Source organism: Microbulbifer maximicatervae (SeqCode) (assembly GCF_052467825.1).
The window spans coordinates 2,164,946-2,185,348 of record NZ_CP174327.1 but is presented as its reverse complement, the minus strand read 5'-3'; the positions used below and the strand labels follow the sequence as shown (position 1 = coordinate 2,185,348).

The following is a 20,403-nucleotide window of genomic DNA, read 5'->3' as shown; positions in this document are numbered from 1 at the left end:
GTCTTTTGACGATCTTCGGCCCACTCTCCGTGAGTCCCTGGCCGCAACCCCACAGCGATGGAAAAACCGATGTCCGATACGCGCAACATTCTCGTCACCAGCGCACTGCCCTATGCCAATGGCTCCCTACATCTGGGCCATGTGCTCGAATATATCCAAACCGATATTTGGGCCCGCTTTCAGCGTGCGCGCGGTAATAACTGCCTGTATATCTGTGCCGACGATGCTCACGGCACTGCAATTATGCTGAAGGCTGAACAACTGGGCCTGACCCCGGAACAGCATATCGCCAATATGCAGGCAGAACACGAGCGCGACTTCGCCGACTTCCTAATTGGTGTAGACAACTACCACTCCACCCATTCAGAGGAAAACCGCGAGCTGTCGGCAATGATCTACCGCCGCCTCAGCGAAAACGGCCACATCGCATCGCGCACTATTACCCAGGCTTTCGATCCAGAGAAACAGCTTTTCCTGGCGGATCGCTATATCAAGGGAACCTGCCCCCGCTGCAGCACGCCCGACCAGTATGGTGATAACTGTGAAGCCTGTGGCGCCACCTACAGCCCTACCGAACTGATCGATCCGGTATCAGCAATCTCCGGCGCCACTCCGATAGAAAAGGAGTCAGAGCACTTCTTCTTTACCCTGCCCGCATTCACCGAATACCTGCGCGAGTGGACCCGCTCCGGCACTCTCCAGGATGAAGTAGCCAACAAGCTGGCCGAATGGCTGGAAGAGGGCCTGCAAGAGTGGGATATTTCCCGCGACGCCCCTTACTTCGGTTTCGAAATTCCCGATGCGCCGGGCAAATATTTCTACGTGTGGCTCGACGCTCCCATTGGCTATATGGCCAGTCTCAAAAACTACTGCGACAGCAAAGGGCTGGACTGGCAGGAGTACTGGAAAAAAGACAGCGACGCCGAGGTCTACCACTTTATCGGCAAGGATATCGTCAACTTCCACGCACTCTTTTGGCCAGCCATGCTGGACTCAGCGGACTTCCGCACCCCCAATAAAGTTTGCGTACACGGCTTCCTTACCGTAAACGGTAAGAAGATGTCCAAGTCCCGCGGCACCTTTATCAATGCCCGCAACTACCTGGATCACTTGAGCCCTGAGTATTTGCGCTACTATTTCGCCGCCAAACTGACCGGTGGCGTCGATGACCTGGACCTGAACCTGGATGACTTTATCGCCAAGGTGAACTCTGACCTGGTGGGTAAAGTAGTCAATATCGCCTCTCGCACCGCCAAGTTTGTCAGCAAGTCCGGTGGCAAGCTGGCCAGCGAACTGGCCGACGAACAATTGTGGAACCAATTTGTAGAAGCGGCTCCACGAATTGCTGAGTATTACGAGCAGCGAGAATACGCCCGTGCCATGCGCGACATTATGGCTCTGGCCGACGCCGCCAATGCCTGGATCGCCGACAAGGCTCCCTGGTCCCTTGCCAAGCAGGCGGGCACCGAAGCTGAGGTTCTGGCTATTTGCTCCCAGGGTGTGAATATGTTCCGCGCCCTGATCACCTGGCTCGCCCCGGTATTGCCCAACACTGCACAAAAAGCGGCGGAGTTCCTCAACAGTGAGCTGGATTGGAACAGCGCAACCAAACCGCTGACAGATCACGAAATCAAGAAGTTCAAGCCGCTGCTGCAACGGGTGGAGAAAACCCAGGTAGATGCGGTTATGGATGCGGCTGCGGAATCCCTGGCCCAGCTACAAGCGGAAACCAAAGCTGCTACCGGCCCTCTGGCGGAGGACCCCATTGCTGAGGAAATCCAGTTTGATGACTTCGCCAAAGTAGACTTGAGGATCGCCCTGATCGCCAAAGCTGAGCATGTTGAAGGCGCCGGTAAACTGCTGCGCTTAACCCTGGACCTGGGCGGCGAAACCCGCCAGGTATTTGCCGGTATTAAAAGCGCCTACGCCCCTGAAGACCTGGAAGGTAAGCACACCGTTATGGTCGCTAACCTGGCGCCGCGTAAAATGCGCTTTGGTGTCAGTGAAGGCATGGTTCTGGCAGCGGGTCCCGGAGGTAAGGACCTGTGGATACTGGAGCCCCACGAGGGAGCCAAACCCGGTATGCGCGTAATGTAATTCCCCTACGCTAACGCAGGGAAACTGCAATCAAGCCGGCACACACCAGCCCCACTCCCAGCAGCTGGGGCCTGTGTGCCGGCTCCTTGAGTAACCAGACCGCCAAGCCCACGCCCAGGGGAATACTCAACTGCCTTAGGGCGACTACATAACTCACATTTTCAGTCATTGTCATCGCCAGCAGTACCAGGCCGTAAGTCGCTCCCATCATGGCACCGGTCAGAGCCCCGACCTTCAAGTCCCGAAAACTTTGGATCAATGGCGCAGTGCCACTCTGACCCAAGCAACCCAGAAGCAGCCATACACCACAGGCGAGAAACTGCATCCCCAAATAGCTGTAGGCCAGAACAAGCGCAGGGATAGTGCCTCCCGCAGCATCCCCCAGGTAAATCAGCGCCCCTTTATCCGCCAGTGAATAGCCCACAGTGCCAATGGCTGCTACCAGCGCCCAGGCGCAGTCCGCGCGCCAATAAGCTCTCCAGTGCCACTCGCGGAAATACACCAGCGGTACCAGCAGGCAGCCAATTGTCACCAACAGCATTCCCACCCAGGCGAGTGGAGGCAACGATTGCCCCAACAATACCGTTGCCAGTGCAACCAGCAATACCGGCAATGCTCGAGCAACGGGATAGACCAATCCCATATTGGCTCGCTGGTAGGCGAGGGATAAGCCCCCCATATAAATCATTTGAAAAAAACCACTACCGATAAGGAGGATCCAAAAACTTCGCGGGAGTGAATCAACCTGATATAGCAACCAAAAATTTAGCGGTAGAAGAAAAATTCCAACACTGAGAGTCGCGATACAAAAAAAGGCGGGAGTTGGTGTGCGGGACTTCCCCAGTAAATTCCAACCCGCGTGTAGAAATGCAGAAATTAAAACAAGACTGGCAGCGGTAAACGATATTCCCATAGAGGCCCTCTTCAATTGCGACAGAAAGGCCCCGACAAACCAACCGTAGCCACGAATATGCGCAGTTAAGGCCGCTGGCCAGCAAAGTTTTGCATTCCTTCTTCACTGCCGTAGCATGTCCACCACACTGCAAATCTATCGAGGAGATGTCATGCGCGGCGTATTTCTGGACACTTTGACAATGAAGCTTGAGGAGCTGGATACCTCGGCCCTAACAAATAGTCTAGACCAGTGGGACTTCTATGAAACGACTCCCGCCGAAAAAGTCGCGGAGCGAATCGCCGAGGCCGAGGTGGTAATAACCAATAAAGTCATAATAAGCCGCACATTATTGGAGCAGGCCAGCAAATTAAAAATGATTTGTGTTTGTGCAACCGGTACAAATAACATCGATCTCGCCGCCGCACAGGAATTAAATATTCCGGTGTACAACGTTAAAGGTTATGCGGGGGCTTCTGTACCACAGCACACTCTTGCCCTGATCCTGGCTCTTGCTTCCAAGTGGCACCGCTATCACAACGATGTTTTTGCCGGACGCTGGAGCCAATCTACAATTTTTTGCCTGCTCGATCACCCAGTGGTTGAACTCGCAGGAAAAACACTCGGTATCATTGGCTTTGGTGCCCTCGGGCAGAAGGTGGCAAAACTGGGGGAAGCCCTGGACATGCGGGTACTGGTGGCTGAATCATTTAGCAGCACACCCGCTGAAGGCAGGACGCCACTGCAACAATTGTGTGCAGAGTCCGATGTCATCAGTCTGCACTGCCCGCTCACAGAAGAAACCGATCAGCTGGTAGACGAGCAATTCATCGCCGCGATGAAACCCGGCGCACTCCTGGTCAATACGGCTCGGGGCGGGCTGGTCAATGAACAGGCACTGGCGGATGCTTTGCGCAGTGGACACCTTGGGGGGGCGGCGCTGGATGTCCTCAGCCAGGAGCCCCCACCCGCCAGTCACCCACTATTGGACAGAGATATCCCCAATTTGATTATCACCCCCCACAACGCCTGGATCAGCCGTGAATCACGCCAGCGCCTACTCAACGGCGTCGTAGAGAATATTGAAACCTGGAAAAGTGAGAGTACCAGCCATCCATAAACAACTCGCTTTTATCTAACCCAAGCCATCTCAGGCATCTGCCGGTCCGAGGACTAATCCCCTCTGTGAACTCAGGCCGGCTTTTGCCGTTTGAAACTACGACCGGGCCCGAACAGCTGCCAGCCATAGTCCAAGATCAGTAGCAGAGACAGGGACTTTTTCCTGCAAAAATCGCGTGAAAAAAACCCCTTTTTCAAGTGGGAATTACCACGCGGGACTATAGACTTCCTCGGCAATTAAACCCCGAGAGGAGAAACCTGATGGCAACCGCAAGATCTCCACATACGAACTCCAGTAGGGAGAAGCTGCAACAGGCCTATAATCTTGCTGGAGAGGCCGCTTCACAAGCTGCTGGCAGCTTGAAAGAGAGGGCCCGGACCTCTGTAGAGTCCCAGAGACAACGTGCCACCGATGTAATGGAAAAAGCGGAGTCCTCACTTCGGGAGCGCCCCATTCTCGCTGTTGGCTGTGCATTTGTTGTTGGCTGGGCAATTGCGAAGCTCTTTAAGTAACGCTTCTCTCTTTTTTTCGACTGGTAAGGACACCCCCTGATGGGCAATGAAAAAAAGTCCCAAGCGTCTGGCGAGAATGCCGATTCCGCTGCGCAGGAGCGCAGCCCGGGTCAGTCTTCACCTTCTCCCTCAGGGAAAGACTCTGATGGAGAAGGTGAAAATAGCCTTGAAGCTACCCTCGCTCGCGCCGAGGCAACACTGACCCTACTGACTGCCTGGTTGGCTAATATTCAAAAGCTATTCCAGTTGGAGTTGGATAGAACAATTGCAGCCGGCAAGCGTATTGTTGCCCTGCAACTAATGTTACTGCCTCTAAGTGCGGCCCTCATCGTCAGTCTCTGTGGAGGCGTTGGGCTGATTGCCTACTATTTTTCCCAGTCTATTTATTTGGCATTTCTGGTATTTATTCTTATCCAGGTCGCTATTTTGGCGGGAGCTATCGTTTATCAAAAGAAGCTGGTGCCCCTACTGGGTTTTGAAGAGACCAAGCGACAAGTTAAAGAGGCTTTAAACGATGTCACTGAAGTCTTTAAATAAACAGATCGAACAATGCAGCCGGGATACGGAGCGACAGCGGCTCAGTGTATTGGCAATCGTAAATCAGCAACAGCAAGATGTTCAGCAGCGTTTACAGGGAATTCCCCTGCCATTGGTTTTAGGCCTGGCTTTAATCGCCGGCTTCGCGGCGGAAAAATTATGGCAATTGCCCCGCACCTCACAGGTGGTTCAGTTTATGCTGTCTATGAGGGCTTTTTAGCCGACGCTACTCTTTATATAAATATTAATTCAACGGCCACTTCTAAAAAGAGGGGCACCGGAAAATAACCTTAGAAAATAGATACTGGCACATCCTTGTGCCAGCCTTACCTATTAATACCCTGTATTAATCAACATCCTTATCGGTCACTTTATCTTGGGTGTTATTGTCAAAATCACCAGCGCTGTGGCGCTCATGTAGTTGTTCGCTGGGCTCACCCCAGGTTCGATTGACCATTCGTCCGCGCTTTACTGCTGGCCGCTCTGCAATTTCCCCCACCCAACGATTGAGATTTTTATAACTCTGGGTATCGAGAAATTCCGCCGCACTATAAGCTTCATTGCGCACCAGAGCCCCATACCAGGGCCAGATCGCAATATCGGCGATGGTATAAGTCCTTCCCGCCACATACGGATGCTTTGCCAGCTGTTGGTCCAATACGTCCAACTGGCGCTTTACTTCCATAGCAAATCGGTTGATCGGGTATTCATATTTTTCCGGTGCATAGGCATAAAAGTGTCCAAAGCCTCCCCCCAGGTAAGGGGCCGAGCCCATCTGCCAGAAGAGCCAATTCAAAGCCTCGGTGCGCTGCTCGGGCGTATGAGGCAAGAAGACATTAAACTTTTCCGCCAGGTAAAGCAGTATGGAGCCACTCTCAAATACCCGGATTGGTGGCGTAGTGCTGTGATCCACTAAGACCGGAATCTTGGAATTTGGGTTTGCCTCTACAAAACCACTGCCAAACTGCTCTCCTTCAGTAATACGGACTAAATGGGCATCGTATTCGGCTCCCTCAAACCCGAGTTCCAATAACTCTTCTAACATCACCGTCGCTTTAACCCCGTTCGGCGTGGCCAAAGAATAGAGCTGCATCGGGTGCTGCCCCTGCGGCAGCGCTTTATCATGGGTCGCACCCGCTACCGGCCGATTGATACTGGCAAAAGCGCCCCCGCTTTCCTTATCCCACTGCCAAACCTTGGGGGGAGTGTAGGTTTCGTTCGACATTAAACTGCTCCAACTGAATTTAAGGTTGCTCTCAAGCAAAAACACGCATGCCGCGTCAATATACTGTATTGCCTCTACCCCACGCTTAACACCAAGTACCAAACTGGGTTACCCATCTTGTACCTATCGTTTCAAATTGGCAAAGGTACTGCAAATAGTATCCACAAAGACCTCCACCTTTACTCCAAGTGGAATCCTTTTGATCCAGAGGTGGCCCTTTGTCGGCCCTTTTCCCCTGCCACCCTCCTCACGAGTTGAAGCCCCCAAGCGACTCAACCATAATAGCCGCCCTGCGCGGCATTCGACGGTGCTCACAAGGAAGGTGCTAGTCTCACCTTAACCCTGCCGACGCCATTGCCGCTGTTCGCGCCACTCCGCCCTCGGGCTTTAACCGGACCTGTTATGACCGAATTTGCCGTCATTCTGCTCAGCACCATCTTGGTCAATAATTATGTGTTAGTGCAGTTTCTCGGCCTGTGCCCGTTTATGGGAGTCTCCAATAAACTGGAGACCGCTGTGGGTATGGCCGGCGCTACCACCTTTGTACTTACTTTGGCCTCTATTTGTTCATACCTGGTCAACACCTATCTGTTGGCCCCTTTTGGTATTGAAGATCTTCGCACCATCTCATTTATTCTGGTGATTGCTGTCGTCGTACAGTTCACACAGATGTTTATCCAGAAGACCAGCCCCTTGATGTACAAGGTGCTAGGCGTTTTTCTACCGCTGATCACTACCAACTGTGCCGTGTTGGGTGTCGCCCTGCAGAACACTATGAAAGCGCATACTTTTATACAATCCACTCTTTACGGATTTGGCGCAGCAGTGGGTTTCTCCCTGGTATTAATCTTGTTCTCCTCGATGCGCGAGCGCCTCTTTGCCGCCGATGTCCCGCTGCCATTTCGCGGCGCCGCAATCGGTATGGTCACTGCCGGACTGATGTCGCTGGCATTTATGGGCTTTAGCGGTCTGGTATAGGGTTTCGAAATGCTGGACTGGATTTCACAAATTTCTTCTCCCCTGCTGGTGCTCGGTGGCATGGCATTGGTATTCGGTGCCCTGCTGGGTTTCGCAGCCGTTCGCTTCCGGGTGGAGGGTGACCCCCTCGTTGAGCAGGTCGATGCCCTGTTGCCACAGACTCAATGTGGCCAGTGTGGCTACCCCGGCTGTCGCCCCTACGCAGAAGCGATAGTGCACGGCGATACCATCAACAAGTGCCCCCCCGGCGGGCAGGCCACTATCAATGAGTTGGCCAATCTGCTGGATATAGAGCCCATGCCACTGGACGCCGAGCATGGCGTTGAAGATGTAAAAAAAGTGGCATTTATCCGCGAGGCAGAGTGCATCGGTTGCACCAAATGTATTCAGGCCTGCCCGGTAGATGCCATTGCGGGCGCCGCCAAATATATGCACACGGTGATCACCGACGAGTGCACAGGATGCGACCTTTGTGTCGAGCCCTGCCCCGTTGACTGTATCGATATGGTTCCCCTGGAAACCGCTTTACAGGATTGGCATCCACACAAGCCCAGCGATAGCTCGGTGCTAATTGCCAGCGATCGCCGCACTATTCAAGAACATACCGGGGGAGGCGCGGTTTGAACCCCGTAGATAGCAAGACCAAACAAAGAGAGGCCGTTCAGGAGAGACGCGCAGCCCGCGAGGCACAACTGATTGCCAGTGAAAAAGCGCGCGAGCTGCGCCCCAACGACTTCCCCGGCGGAGTGCACCCTCCCGAGAACAAACACCAGAGTACCGGTGAGCCTATAGGAGTGATCCCCCTCGCCGAGGACTTGATCGTACCACTGCTACAGCACTCCGGTACCACCGCCATACCGCTGGTGAACCTCGGTGATAAGGTATTAAAGGGGCAAAAGATTGCCGAAGCCGACGGTTTCATTAGCTGTCCAGTGCATGCTCCCAGCTCCGGCAGGGTTATGGCCATTGAACCCTATCCAGTTCCCCACCCTTCGGGTCTGCTGGAGGACTGCATTGTCATTCGCACAGACGGCGACGATGCCTGGTGCGAACTCACCCCCTGCGAAGATTACCTCCAGATTTCACCGATAGAGCTTCTGGACAAGATCCGCGACTGCGGTATTGCCGGCATGGGCGGTGCAGGGTTTCCAACCGCTGTGAAGCTAGACCCTCACGGCGGCGCCGAAATTGATACTTTGATTATCAATGGGACAGAGTGTGAACCCTATATCACTGCCGACGATATGCTTATGCGGGAGCGTGCCGACGAAATTATTGCCGGCGTGGAAATTCTTGCCCATATCCTCGACCAGCCCGAACGGGTATTGATTGGTATCGAAGACAATAAGCCCAAAGCTATCCGCGCGATGCGCAAAGCTGTCGAAGGCACTCGATTCGATATCGTGGTATTCCCCACAAAGTATCCGTCCGGCGGCGAAAAACAGCTGATTCAAATCCTTACCGGCCGAGAAGTGCCCAACAAAGGGCTACCGGCCAATGTGGGGATTGTATGCCAGAATGTCGGCACTGCTCGCGCGGTATATCGCGCGATTCGGTTTGGCGAACCCCTGATCAGCCGAGTGACGACTGTTGTCGGCAAAGCACTGGAGCAGCAGCGCAATATCGATGTGCCTATCGGCACTCCCATAGAACATATCCTCAAATACCACGGTGTCCATCGGGGCCTGATGCAAAAGGTGATCATCGGCGGTCCGATGATGGGTTATACGATTGACGATCAACGCGCTCCGATCGTAAAAACCACCAACTGCCTGCTGGTACCGACCCGTGAGGAGCTACCGCCAGCACCGGTGGCCCAAGCTTGTATTCGCTGCGGTTTTTGCGCAGAGGCATGCCCGGCTTCCCTGCTGCCGCAACAACTCTATTGGTATGCCCGCGCCGACGAACGGGAGAAGTTACAGGCCTATAACCTGTTTGACTGTATCGAGTGCGGTGCCTGCTCTTACGTCTGCCCCAGTACGATTCCCCTGGTTCAGTACTACCGCGCTGCCAAAGGTGCAATTCGCACTGCTGAAGCGGAAAAAGAAAAGTCCGATCGCGCACGTGATCGTTTCGAATTCCGCAAGTTGCGTCTTGAAAAAGCTGAAAAAGAGAAGGAAGCGAAACGCGAAGCCCGGCGCAAAGCCGCTGAACAAGCTCGCCAGCAAAGGGAACAAAACCCTGAATCTCCGACTGCCAAAGCTGAAAAGCAGGAAGCAGACGTTGTCGCCGCCGCCCTCGCGAGAGTTAAGTCCCGCCAGGAGGATCCTAAGCAGCTTTTGGCCCGCGCCCAGCGTACTTTCTCCAGTGCCGAGAGCCGGGTGGAACGCATGCGCAATAAACTGGAAGCTGCCGATGAGAGCCAGCGCGACCAATTGGCAGCGCAACTCAAAGCTGCTGAAGTGAAATTGCAGGAAGCACAACACAAGTTGACCCTTGCCGAACGACGCGCCGATAGGGATACCACCCGGGAGCCCAACCAGGAAGAAACCAATGCAGCTGTGCGGGCAATTACCAAAGCCCGTGCCTCCGCAGAGGCGCGGGCCCAGATGAGTGACGCCGACAGACTTGCTGCAGATATCGAAGCACTGCGCAAGCGCGTCGCCAAAGCTGAGACTCGCCTGCAAAAGGCTCGGGATGAAGATGATGCCAATCTGGGCGCATTCGAAAGTGCCCTGGAGAAGCTACAAAAGAAACTGGAAGACAAAATGCGCGAACAAAAAGCAGCACAGGACGGAAAGCAATAATGTCTCTGATGCGCGCCACCTCCCCTCACGCCCGTTCCGGCAATGACACCACCAAAGTCATGCTACAAGTCGCCGCGGCCACCATACCCGGTGTGCTGGCGATGGTGATTTATTTCGGTATCGGAGTACTGATCAATATTGCCCTGTGCACAATCACAGCGCTTCTGTGTGAAGCAGCGGTAATGAGATTGCGCGGCAGGCCGGCAGCATTCTATCTGCGGGATTGCAGTGCTTTTGTAACTGCACTGCTGCTCGGTATCGCGCTTCCAGCCTACTGTGCCTGGTGGCTGCCGATAGTGGGCACTGCGGTGGCAATTGTCCTGGCCAAGCATCTTTATGGCGGCATGGGGTACAACCCATTTAACCCCGCAATGGTGGGCTATGTTGTCCTGCTGATTAGTTTCCCGGTAGATATGACCCGTTGGGTGGGAGCTGCAGAGGTTATCGGCGGGACACCCAGCCTGGAAGAAGCCTTCTCTCTGGTAATCGGTACCTACAATGTCGATGGTTTTACCCGCGCTACACCACTAGAAATCGTGCGGTTAAACGAGTCAGTGCTTCTCTCCCAGCTCTATGAAATGGAGCCGGTCCTCAATAAAGGCACATTTGCTGGAGTCGGTTGGGAAACCGTCAGCTTCGGATTCCTGTTAGGTGGGCTGTTCTTATTATTTCGCGGCATTATTACCTGGCATGCTCCGGTTGCCATGCTCGCCACCCTCACTCTGATTTCCCTGTTTTTCTACGACAGCGGCAGTTCCTTGTCAGAGGGATCCCCCGTACTGCATTTATTTTCTGGGGCCACCATGTTTGGGGCCTTCTTTATTATTACCGACCCTGTCAGCGGTGCCACCAGTAACCGGGGCCGCCTGATTTTTGGGGCCGGTGTGGGGCTGCTCACTTATGTAATCCGGGCCTGGGGCACTTACCCCGATGCGGTGGCTTTTGCTGTATTGCTGATGAACTTTGCAACACCAACCATTGATAACTACACGCTTCCACGGACCTATGGCCACAAGGGCTCCCGCCGCGCTACCGACCTGGAGGAGAGCTGATGCTTAAACAGTCAATGGCCTCCAATGCCGCCGTTCTCACTCTTATCGCCCTGGTCACTGCAGGTACACTCGCAGTGACCCAAATTACGACTAAAGAACCGATTGAGAGAGCTATCCGGGAAGCTTCGGCGAAAGCACTACTGGAAATTATCCCATTGGAACGCCACAGTAATGACATGTTGGTAGACACCTATCCAATTCCAAAGCCTTACTGGAATCAGCTAGGCCTGCAACAAGGTGGAGATATCAATCTCGCGCGGGAAGAGGACGGAAAAGTCTCTGCAGTCATTGTGCCCGCAGTCACACCGGATGGATATTCCGGCCCGATAAAAATACTCGTTGGTGTGAATCGCGATGGCACTATTGCTGGCGTCAGGGTAACAAGCCACACAGAAACTCCGGGGCTGGGCGATAAAGTCGAGCTGAAGAAAAGTAACTGGGTGCTCCAGTTTGACGGCTTGTCACTAAAAAATCCGCCCTCAGCCGATTGGAAGGTACAAAAGGATGGCGGCGTTTTTGATGAATTTACTGGCGCAACAATTACTCCTCGCGCTGTCGTCAATGAAGTACACCAGGTGCTTGAGTTTGTAGCCCAGCACCACGAACAAATATTTAATGCGCCAATGTCCAAGCGAGCAGTAGAGATTGAGAACTCTGAAATCGACTCGGAACAAGTACCTGCGGCGGTTGAGGAGCAGAACTGATGGCAACTCCCGGCTACACAGAAATCGCCCAAAATGGGCTGTGGAAAAATAACCCTGCGCTGGTGCAATTGCTTGGCCTCTGTCCCCTGCTAGCGGTCACCGGTTCCGTGGTGAACGGCATCGGCCTAGGCTTGGCCACTACCGGAGTTCTCACCTGCTCAAACCTTGCGGTCTCCCTGATTCGACGACAAATTCCGGATACTGTCCGTTTACCAGCCTCCGTTATGATCATCGCCACTTTCGTTACCTGCGTTGAGCTATTGATGAAGGCTTATACCTACGAGCTTTACTTGGTACTAGGTATTTTTATCCCGCTAATCGTAACCAACTGCGCGATCCTGGGACGAGCAGATGCTTTTGCCAGTAAAAACCCCGTGCTTCCGTCCCTGGCAGATGGATTTATGATGGGTATAGGTTTCACTGCAGTACTCATCGCCATTGGCGCAGTCAGAGAAATTCTTGGCCAAGGCACGCTATTTTCAGATATGGACTTGTTATTTGGTTCAATGGCAAAAGATTGGGGTATTTCAATTTTTGGCAGTGACTATCCAGGCGTTCTTGTTGCCGTGCTTCCTCCCGGTGCGTTCCTTGTCGCCGGCTTATTGATCGCAGCAAAAAACGCCATTGATATCGGTATTGAAAGGCATAAAAGCCAGAAAGTTAAGATCATTCCAGGCTCAAAGCGCGTACGTGTTACCGGAAAAATCTCTTAAGATAAGCAGCAGCTAACCAATTTAATTCTGCAATTGAATGGCTATTTGTCCTGCCAATCGATTGCAGAACTTAACTTTTTCACCAAAAGCCAAAATGTGAACCCCCTCACTAATCTGTATCTTGCGGATTTTTCATCTTTCACTTTTTCAGTATGATGAGATACATCATCAAATCCCCACTTTTTTACATTAATTGCGCTGTACCAGTGCAATATTCGTGTAATCGAATGTAATAGCATTATTCCCTTTTTTTAATTTTGTTTGGCTAGAATGGCACGGCCGACCAGCTTCACCTTGCTATCGGCGCCAACGCAATAAGACAGGGATAATGCTATGACTGTAGACACTGGAAAGTCTGAATTGGTCTACCACGGCCGCCGGGCCCAACGCGCAGATAGCCGTCTGCGGCGCAAGGCGATTCTAGAGGCCACCCTGAGACTGATCGTTAAAGAAGGTATCCGCGGCATCAGGCACCGTGCAGTCGCCCGCGAAGCTAACGTTCCTCTCGCGGCTACTACTTATTATTTCAAAGACCTGAATGACCTGATCAGCGATTCATTTACTTATTTTGTTGAGCAGGGACTCGAGGCTACACGCCAACTGCATGAAGAGAGTTTTAGTGCGGCACGGAATTTATCCGCACAAGAACGGGCGTCACATAGCAGTCGTAAACTGCTGATTCAACAATTGACCCGTTTTATTCTTACTCATGTCCGCACCCAGGCTGAAGACCGGGATCGCAGATTGGTTGAACTGGCATTCCGCAATGAAGCGCTTCGCAATGAGCAGCTGACCCGCGCGGTGCGGATGGCCAATCACGCCAGAGAGTCAATGATCAAGGAATTCTTCCAATTACTGGGTCTGGCTGATTCTGAAGCGGCTGCACAAATTGCTCACGGTACGATCCTGAACCTTGAGTATGAAATTTTGAGTGGTGCTATTGCTATCGACTCACCGCTGTTGGAACGCACCGTCACCTTGATGATCAACGGATTAATTCCAGCGGCAACAGTTGTTGCTGAAACTGCAGCATACGGCTGAATCTTTCTGAATTACTCGTCTCCAGGAAACGGGTATGGAGTTGTCCCCTCCATACCCAACTCCTCTTCATATAGCTCTTTCCAGATAGCTTCCAATAAAGATTAAGTGCAGCTTCCCGGTAGGGAGCTTACCCACTGCTTTAGTAATTCAACGCCCTCTGTATGCACCATGCTTCTACCTAATTCAGGCATCATGGCCCCAGGCGCGGTAGACTCTACACGAAAATTCAAAATAGAATTTTCAGGCTCTCCCGGTACTATTGCGAATAAATGCCCTCCACTGCCTGTACCCGCAGCAATAGGCGGTTTACATAGCCCAAGTTTGCGCCAATCAGTTTCGCCATGATGCAACATAAGCCCTGAGGTATCTGCCGGCCCAGTGGGATTGTGGCAGTGGCCACAATTAATATCCAAATAAGCCCTGGCGCGGTCTTCCAGCGACACAGTTGCATCGTAAATATTGGCATTTCTCGGCAAACTTTTCAGATCAGGCAGCCCACGTAAATAGCCGGCCTTCTGCCAAAACAGCAATTGATTCTCTACTCCGCTACCGTAGGGATAGTCTTTATTCAGATGTCGAGCTTTTGGGCCGAGAGGAGAAATGGCTTTTTCAGTAAACTTTTCTGCATGGCAACCAGCACATTGATTAGCGTCAGGTACTACATAACTAAGGTTTTCCTGTTGTCCGTTCAGGCCAACCAACTGAAAATTTTTCACATCTCCAGCAATCTCAAGAGTTGCCTCAGTCTGTTCTTTATTCCAGACATAGGGCAGCGCCTGCCAATTTTCCTTCCTGCGGATTAAAAGCCGCGTCTCAACGAGACGGACTCGATTTAAATCAAGTGCCTGCCCAAAGCGCCCCTCAACATAATCTGTAGAAAAGTCATCGGTACGACGAACTACACCACTACTCTCCTGTGGATAGTAAAATGTCTTGCTTAGGATAGTTCCGACAGGGTAATTAAACTGTTCTTCTCCGTAGGTTGCAAAAGCCCCCTCAGGCAGCCAGACAGTTCTGAACTTATGAGCATAATCGGTAAATAACCCCGTATTTAAATCGTAAGGTAATGCTCTTTCCGCAGGGAAGAGCACACCTTTCTCCAGCCTCAATAAATTCCATGCACTGAGTTTTTCGGGTACCTCTTCTACTGGAAATAAATGAACATCCTTTTTGTATGATTCACACCCCGCAAGGCCAACCAATAATATAAGACTCCAAATAGAGTAGATAAGCTTCCTACTTATTTGATTATTATTCTTCATTAGCTACCTCTATCACTGCCAAATGGTCTTCATTTTCCAGCTTTGAATCAAAGTCTAAAACTACTTTGGCAAGCTTTTCCAAATGACATTGATGAGGCGCTATATCCGTGGATATATTCTTATACTCATTTCCAAAATCTATGTTGAGAATTCCTGCAGGTTCGTTATCAATACATAACTTTAATGCCTCAGGTATTTGACCATCCACCAGTTTACTTTGATCAACAACCCCATCCCAAAGAATATCCGGCAATGTACCTGAGATTCCAAACATAGCTAGCTTCAGAGCTTTTAACTTAAGATGATCTGGCGATGTACCACCGCCAGAAAAGTTATTGGCATAGATATAGATCCCCTCTGGGTATGGGTCAAAATCAGCCTGCGTAGACTTATCACTATAGTATCCAGCCGTAAAATAGCTGCTGATCAATATGTTAGCAGTATCATTATCAGAAATATCATTTTCAAAAATCTCCACCCGATCATTCGAGTTAATAACCACCCCAGACCCTGCTGGCACGGCAGCAACCGGCGTGCCCTCATGACCAAAATTTCCAGTATTATTATTCTTTATCTGGTTGTTGTAGATACGTGTACTGTGCCCTGGCTGCGGAAGATTAGGCATATTAAAAACAAGAATTCCCCCAGTGTTATTCACAGCAATATTGTTGTAAACATCTGCACCGATCGTATTCTCTACCTCAATACCCGCCACATTAAATTCTGCACGGCTATTGCGAACAATAACATTCCGCGACTGACCGACATAAATTCCGGCATCTGAAGCACCAATAGCTACCACACCATCGATTAAAGTATTTTCAGTCTGTACAGGATAAATACCATAGGCACCATTTTGGGTAGACGGGCCATTGGTCCATTCAACACGAACATCCCTGATGATAATGTTTTTGCCCTCATTAATTTTCAGGGCATCGCCTATGGTATCCTCAATAGCCAACCCCTCAATAGTAAAGTTACTGGCATTAACTAATATCCCCTCAGCACCCTGAATTTGCCCCTCAAAGGAGAGGACAGATTTATCCATGCCAGCTCCACGTAGCGTTACCCCATCAATATTCAGGGATAAACTACGATTAATATGGAATTTACCCTCAGGAATAGTAATAACATCCCCAGTCTTTGCAGATATCAGTTTTTTTAATAGTTGCTTTTGAAAATCAACCTTACTGGAACTGTCCTCAACTCTGGATTCAGGCCGTTCAGAACATCCAACGGATACTATTAAAACCAGAATTACTCCCATATACGCTAAAGTCTTCATAGCCACACCTTTTATATAAATTATTGTCAATTGAGCTACTCAAACCTCAAATTGGTACCTTTGTACCAATTTAAAGGTGAAAACAGGACTAAATACACACTTTGATACTATCCAACCAACACCTCGTTATCAAGGCGCTATTATTAGTACAGAAGACAACCCTAGAGATTCATTTAAGCGCCATACTCCCAAAAACAAAAACCACTTATTGAAATCAAGATGGCCAGCACTTCAATTAAAAAATGTCAGTTTTTGTGTTTTCTTATTTACGTATTCTGCTCACTTGACGCTGCTGCCGAAATGATAGCGATACAGATCTCTGCTCCTAATGGATCAAACCTCTACACAGAACAACCTATCGATAAAAGTACAGATATCAAAGGAAGCGAGCCTATCTATATCAAAATATCATCAACTCAATATCAAGCAATAAAGTGCAAAGGCCCGTGGGGCGCTACAAAGTACAAAAAATGGATGACGGAGGGACCTGGTTTCAAGCTCTACCAAAGTGATAAGCAGCTGCTCATTCAGGTTGTTGAACACCGGGTAATTAGCGCTGACATGGCCATTAACTCCATGAGCATACATTGCATGGACGCAGAACCTAAACAAGTTATTAAATCAATAGCGGAGATAGTGATCGAAAGATCAATAAATTCAGAAGAAATACTAGAGTTTGATAACGGGTATAAATTATCTTACCAGTACTCAATTACAAAAGGAAAGCCGTAAGTTTAGTCATTCAGGAAACTATTCATGCCGGCATAAACTTTTGCGCACTCCCCTTTCACCAAGTCTTCAAGAATCAAAAATGGATGAATCATATCGGAAAAGTGAACATTTTCAGATCTAACACCCACCTCTTCCACTTTCCTGTAGTAAATATCCCCAGTATCCCGGTGCGGGCAAAACTCCACGGTAAAAACTAAGGTTTCAGGAAGAGCTGCCGTAAAATCCATAAAAAGAGGGGATGCTTTTTTTCTACACTGCCCCTCAGCAAAATATTGCCCCAAGTACCAAATTGATTTTCGTGCCTCTAAAAAATAGCCTACTGCATTCTCTTCATGGGACCGTAAATGCATGGTGTAATCGAGAACCGGATAAATTAAAACCTGCTTTTTAATCTTAACGCTGTAGTCAAATTGAGCCAGGTGAGACATTGTGGCGGCCAGAGCGCCACCTGCAGAGTCCCCAGCGACAGACAAAATCGGTTGATAATATAGGCCCAATCTATCCAGTGCCGCCCAAACCCCAATAACTGCAGCATAGCAATCTGTTACTGCGCTCGGATAGCGATTCTCAGGGGCCAACCGGTACTCAGGCGCAACAACAATATGTCGAGTCTCCCGGGCAATCTTTCTGCAAATCGGGTCAAATGAATAAACGTTTCCAGCTACATGACCACCGCCATGAAAATAGACAAGAACAGGTAGAACTTCATCGGGATAGGGGACAAAGACTCTTACAGGTACGTCATATCCAGAGGCATAGATAATGCCGTCTTGTACTGCGGCAACATCTGGAATATCGGTCACATATTTGTCTATAAACTTTGTGGTCGATTCCCGAACATTGATGGGGTTGAACTCAAAGCCCTTCGAGTAGAGCTCTTTCATAGAGCTGTTGAATTCTTCGAGAAACCCCGAAAGGCGGTCATTTACTTTACGCATTGTCGTTACAGCCAGGATAGAAGAGACTTCGCCGTACCCGTGAATATGAGCCCCTTCACCGGGTACGACGTTGATAGCTTGTATCCCCACCACAACAACAGCCCTAAATCTCCTGGCGAAAATGCCTGAAACGACATTTCATCTAGTGATAGCTACGAGCCCAAACTACTCAAGAGGAGTAAAAGACCGGTGCGGATACATAACTCCAGAATAGAACTGTAGCAACCATAATAATGACTGCCATGACGAGTGACACCGTAATAATCGCACTGGCAAAAAGGAAGCCACGCTCTTCAGAAACACCCATCACAATAGGAATTCCCAAATAAAGCAGATAGACGGCGTAAGCAACCGCCAGAGTTGCGAGTAGTATGTCCAGCCACAACACAGGGTAAACCCCTGCAATACCCACAATAAAAATAGGCGTGGCAGTGAAACCCGCTACAACAACGCCTTTAAGGGGGTGAGTTTCGGCTCCGTAAGTCTTGGCCATCCAATGGATGAAATAACCAATAGCAGTGACAGCCAAAACCATTGTGCAATAAAATACGGCGACCAATTCCAAAGCACTTTGTCCCGTAATTCTCACCGGGGTACCAGTGCCAATCGTCCAGCCAACTTGTGTCGTGCCAAAATACCACGCAGCTGCAGGAAGTAATGCCAGAACGATGACATAAGGAACCTGTCTACGCAGATTACGTTCAGAGAGACTGCCAATAAGCTGCCACTGTCTACGTGGTTGCAGCATAAGGCCAAGCATATGGGTCAACATCTCGTTATCCTCGACTGTGCAAGGAACTATAAGCGAGACCTATTAGCTCAAATTGATCTTGGAACTGCTGGTCAAAATGAGGTGTACCGCAATCAGGCCACTCTCAAGCTCCAATTTATTTCTTATTTAACCCCTTCACTTTTAGGTGTTAAGGTCGCACAAGTCAACAAACTCAATTAAATTGGCGGGAATGTTTACGCGAGCGTTTCGCTTGGAAACAAGTAAATAGAAAACACTGCTACAAAAAAACCCGCGAAGGATAAAGCAGGATTTATGGTGGGGAAAAGCTGGTTACTAGACCCAGGCAGCCTTGGAAACTGCCCGGGTACGAAGATTTAGTACTTAAACTACAGGCTCAACAGAGTGCATCCACCCGTAAGCATCCTCAGAACGCCCCTCCTGAATATCCAGCAGTGCTTGTCGCAAACGCTCTGCAACAGGACCTGGGGCATCGGCTAGTTCGTACTCCCTATCGCCATCACCGATTACGCTGATAGGACTGATTATTGCAGCAGTACCACAAGCAAAAGCTTCGCTACAGTCTCCAGAAGCTACCTGCTCTAACAGTTCATCAATGGGGATCGCCCGCTCAACAACCTTGTACCCCAATCCCTCCGCAAGCTGGATCAGAGAATATCGGGTGATGCCCTCGAGAATTGAGCCGTTCAACGCTGGGGTATATATAGCGCCATCAATGACCGCAAAAAAATTCATCCCTGACAGCTCATCGATACTCTGCCGATTAGAGGGGCTCAACCAAAGCGACTGATCATAACCTCGCTCTTTAAGGCGGCCGATACTAAGTAGAGAACTGGCATAATTTCCGCCAACTTTAGCATCCCCAGTTCCCCCTACTGCAGCTCGAGCATCTTCTCTCTCAACCCACAAACGCATATTGCCGGAATGGTAGGCTTCCGAGGGACTAGCTATTACATAAAATTCATAGGCATTACTGGCTGAAACCGTTAGGTCCGGCTGGGTTCCCATTAGGAAAGGACGCAGGTACAGGGACTCACCGCTGTTGCTCGGGAGCAGGCCAGCGCAGTAAGCAGTCACAACACGAACGCCATCCAGGAACAGGGACTCAGGAACCGGAGGCATACATAAGCGCTTCGCTGAATATGCCATTCGTGCAGCATTCATTTCGGGCCGGAACAGTGCAGCTCCCCCCTCGGAAGTTCGATAGGCCTTCATTCCTTCAAAGCATGACTGCGCGTAGTGAAGTACCTTTGCAGCAGGGTCGACGGTCAGAGGCGCATAGGGGATCAACTCTCCACTACTCCAGCAACCATCCTGCCAAATGGCGCGAAACATTACTGGGGCCATGGCGGTTCCAAAGCCCAGCTTCTCGGGTGCTTCATAGCCCCGAAGGCTTACCGCGATCTCTGGATCGATATAGATACTCACTGAACTCTCCTCTGAATTCGAATCAGCTGATTATGGCGCTTGTTACGCTGCAATCCAAATAGATCAACCTCTGATACAGCAACAGCAGTAATCTAACCCCAAATTCAGCATACTTGTTAGGACGATGATCCACCTATTTAGCTTCCGCCATCCTGATGTGGCACCCGCGCCAACCAAGCCACTCGCTACACTTCGCTGCCAAGTCGCGATATCGGACGTAATCAACAAATTTTTGGCATCTACTTACAGTCCCTCACCCCTAATTTGCACTCCCAACTGCTAAACCAAAAGGGTGGTCACAGGCATGCTGGCGCAATGGGCATTAAGTGGCTGAAGTACCCGCCGCAGCTTCCTTCTTGGCACATAGTGCTAGCTATACTGACTAATAC

Annotated in this window: 20 protein-coding genes; 13 read left to right on the top strand and 7 right to left on the bottom strand. The window is 50.5% G+C overall.

Annotation, left to right across the window (positions count from 1 at the left end; translation table 11 throughout):
• The first annotated feature begins 69 nt into the window (after nt 1-69).
• On the top strand, nt 70-2,097 hold the full coding sequence (gene metG / locus ACJJII_RS09695) for a methionine--tRNA ligase (RefSeq protein ID WP_444918986.1): 2,028 nt from the start codon (nt 70-72) through the stop codon (nt 2,095-2,097).
• A gap of 10 nt (nt 2,098-2,107) precedes the next feature.
• On the opposite strand, the gene ACJJII_RS09690 is transcribed toward metG, so the two are convergent.
• The gene (locus tag ACJJII_RS09690) at nt 2,108-3,010 is read right to left on the bottom strand and encodes an EamA family transporter (protein WP_444906413.1); all 903 of its coding nucleotides are present in this window, start codon (nt 3,008-3,010) and stop codon (nt 2,108-2,110) included.
• A 151-nt stretch (nt 3,011-3,161) separates the two neighbouring features.
• Between ACJJII_RS09690 and ACJJII_RS09685 the strand changes: the two genes are divergently transcribed.
• The 4 genes from ACJJII_RS09685 (at nt 3,162) to ACJJII_RS09670 (ending at nt 5,378) form a co-directional block, all read left to right on the top strand.
• Complete coding sequence (locus tag ACJJII_RS09685) at nt 3,162-4,109, top strand: D-2-hydroxyacid dehydrogenase (RefSeq protein ID WP_444918985.1); 948 nt, start codon at nt 3,162-3,164, stop codon at nt 4,107-4,109.
• A 260-nt stretch (nt 4,110-4,369) separates the two neighbouring features.
• Nucleotides 4,370-4,621, top strand: coding sequence for a hypothetical protein (locus ACJJII_RS09680; protein WP_282934265.1), 252 nt, complete (start codon nt 4,370-4,372; stop codon nt 4,619-4,621).
• A gap of 39 nt (nt 4,622-4,660) precedes the next feature.
• The gene (locus ACJJII_RS09675; protein ID WP_413664388.1) at nt 4,661-5,158 is read left to right on the top strand and encodes a hypothetical protein; all 498 of its coding nucleotides are present in this window, start codon (nt 4,661-4,663) and stop codon (nt 5,156-5,158) included.
• Nucleotides 5,136-5,378 (top strand): hypothetical protein, encoded by a 243-nt coding sequence (locus ACJJII_RS09670; RefSeq protein WP_413664387.1) that lies wholly within the window; start codon nt 5,136-5,138, stop codon nt 5,376-5,378. Before ACJJII_RS09675 ends, ACJJII_RS09670 begins: the two co-directional genes overlap by 23 nt.
• A 126-nt stretch (nt 5,379-5,504) precedes the next feature.
• Here the strand turns inward: ACJJII_RS09670 and yghU are convergent, their stop codons facing one another.
• Complete coding sequence (yghU, locus tag ACJJII_RS09665) at nt 5,505-6,383, bottom strand: glutathione-dependent disulfide-bond oxidoreductase (RefSeq protein WP_444918984.1); 879 nt, start codon at nt 6,381-6,383, stop codon at nt 5,505-5,507.
• 402 nt (nt 6,384-6,785) lie between these two features.
• Between yghU and rsxA the strand changes: the two genes are divergently transcribed.
• The 7 genes from rsxA (at nt 6,786) to ACJJII_RS09630 (ending at nt 13,618) form a co-directional block, all read left to right on the top strand.
• On the top strand, nt 6,786-7,361 hold the full coding sequence (gene rsxA / locus ACJJII_RS09660; protein WP_108731788.1) for an electron transport complex subunit RsxA: 576 nt from the start codon (nt 6,786-6,788) through the stop codon (nt 7,359-7,361).
• A gap of 9 nt (nt 7,362-7,370) precedes the next feature.
• A complete protein-coding gene (gene rsxB, locus ACJJII_RS09655; RefSeq protein ID WP_444895199.1) occupies nt 7,371-7,985 on the top strand; it encodes an electron transport complex subunit RsxB in 615 nt (204 codons plus the stop codon).
• 71 nt (nt 7,986-8,056) lie between these two features.
• On the top strand, nt 8,057-10,108 hold the full coding sequence (rsxC, locus tag ACJJII_RS09650) for an electron transport complex subunit RsxC (protein ID WP_444919271.1): 2,052 nt from the start codon (nt 8,057-8,059) through the stop codon (nt 10,106-10,108).
• Nucleotides 10,108-11,160: an RnfABCDGE type electron transport complex subunit D gene (locus ACJJII_RS09645; protein ID WP_444906414.1), complete on the top strand. Its 1,053-nt coding sequence runs from the start codon at nt 10,108-10,110 to the stop codon at nt 11,158-11,160. Before rsxC ends, ACJJII_RS09645 begins: the two co-directional genes overlap by 1 nt.
• A complete protein-coding gene (gene rsxG / locus ACJJII_RS09640) occupies nt 11,160-11,864 on the top strand; it encodes an electron transport complex subunit RsxG (RefSeq protein WP_413664384.1) in 705 nt (234 codons plus the stop codon). The genes ACJJII_RS09645 and rsxG overlap by 1 nt, the downstream gene beginning before the upstream one ends.
• Nucleotides 11,864-12,577: an electron transport complex subunit E gene (locus ACJJII_RS09635; RefSeq protein ID WP_282934271.1), complete on the top strand. Its 714-nt coding sequence runs from the start codon at nt 11,864-11,866 to the stop codon at nt 12,575-12,577. The genes rsxG and ACJJII_RS09635 overlap by 1 nt, the downstream gene beginning before the upstream one ends.
• 333 nt (nt 12,578-12,910) lie before the next feature.
• Nucleotides 12,911-13,618, top strand: coding sequence for a TetR/AcrR family transcriptional regulator (locus ACJJII_RS09630; protein ID WP_282934272.1), 708 nt, complete (start codon nt 12,911-12,913; stop codon nt 13,616-13,618).
• Between the two features lie 101 nt (nt 13,619-13,719).
• On the opposite strand, the gene ACJJII_RS09625 is transcribed toward ACJJII_RS09630, so the two are convergent.
• Nucleotides 13,720-14,880: an SO2930 family diheme c-type cytochrome gene (locus tag ACJJII_RS09625; protein WP_444918983.1), complete on the bottom strand. Its 1,161-nt coding sequence runs from the start codon at nt 14,878-14,880 to the stop codon at nt 13,720-13,722.
• The gene (locus tag ACJJII_RS09620; protein ID WP_444918982.1) at nt 14,870-16,165 is read right to left on the bottom strand and encodes a parallel beta-helix domain-containing protein; all 1,296 of its coding nucleotides are present in this window, start codon (nt 16,163-16,165) and stop codon (nt 14,870-14,872) included. The genes ACJJII_RS09625 and ACJJII_RS09620 overlap by 11 nt, the downstream gene beginning before the upstream one ends.
• Before the next feature lie 219 nt (nt 16,166-16,384).
• Here ACJJII_RS09620 and ACJJII_RS09615 point away from each other — a divergent pair, with 219 nt between their 5' ends.
• On the top strand, nt 16,385-16,897 hold the full coding sequence (locus ACJJII_RS09615; protein WP_444918981.1) for a hypothetical protein: 513 nt from the start codon (nt 16,385-16,387) through the stop codon (nt 16,895-16,897).
• 2 nt (nt 16,898-16,899) lie between these two features.
• Here ACJJII_RS09615 and ACJJII_RS09610 read toward each other — a convergent pair whose 3' ends face one another.
• The 3 genes from ACJJII_RS09610 to ACJJII_RS09600 all read right to left on the bottom strand — a co-directional run bounded on the left by ACJJII_RS09610 (nt 16,900) and on the right by ACJJII_RS09600 (nt 20,014).
• The gene (locus tag ACJJII_RS09610; RefSeq protein WP_444918980.1) at nt 16,900-17,928 is read right to left on the bottom strand and encodes an alpha/beta hydrolase; all 1,029 of its coding nucleotides are present in this window, start codon (nt 17,926-17,928) and stop codon (nt 16,900-16,902) included.
• A 76-nt stretch (nt 17,929-18,004) separates the two neighbouring features.
• Nucleotides 18,005-18,607, bottom strand: coding sequence for a Yip1 family protein (locus ACJJII_RS09605; RefSeq protein ID WP_282934278.1), 603 nt, complete (start codon nt 18,605-18,607; stop codon nt 18,005-18,007).
• Nucleotides 18,608-18,949: 342 nt separating this feature from the next.
• On the bottom strand, nt 18,950-20,014 hold the full coding sequence (locus tag ACJJII_RS09600; protein WP_413664378.1) for a branched-chain amino acid aminotransferase: 1,065 nt from the start codon (nt 20,012-20,014) through the stop codon (nt 18,950-18,952).
• Nucleotides 20,015-20,403 lie beyond the last annotated feature (389 nt).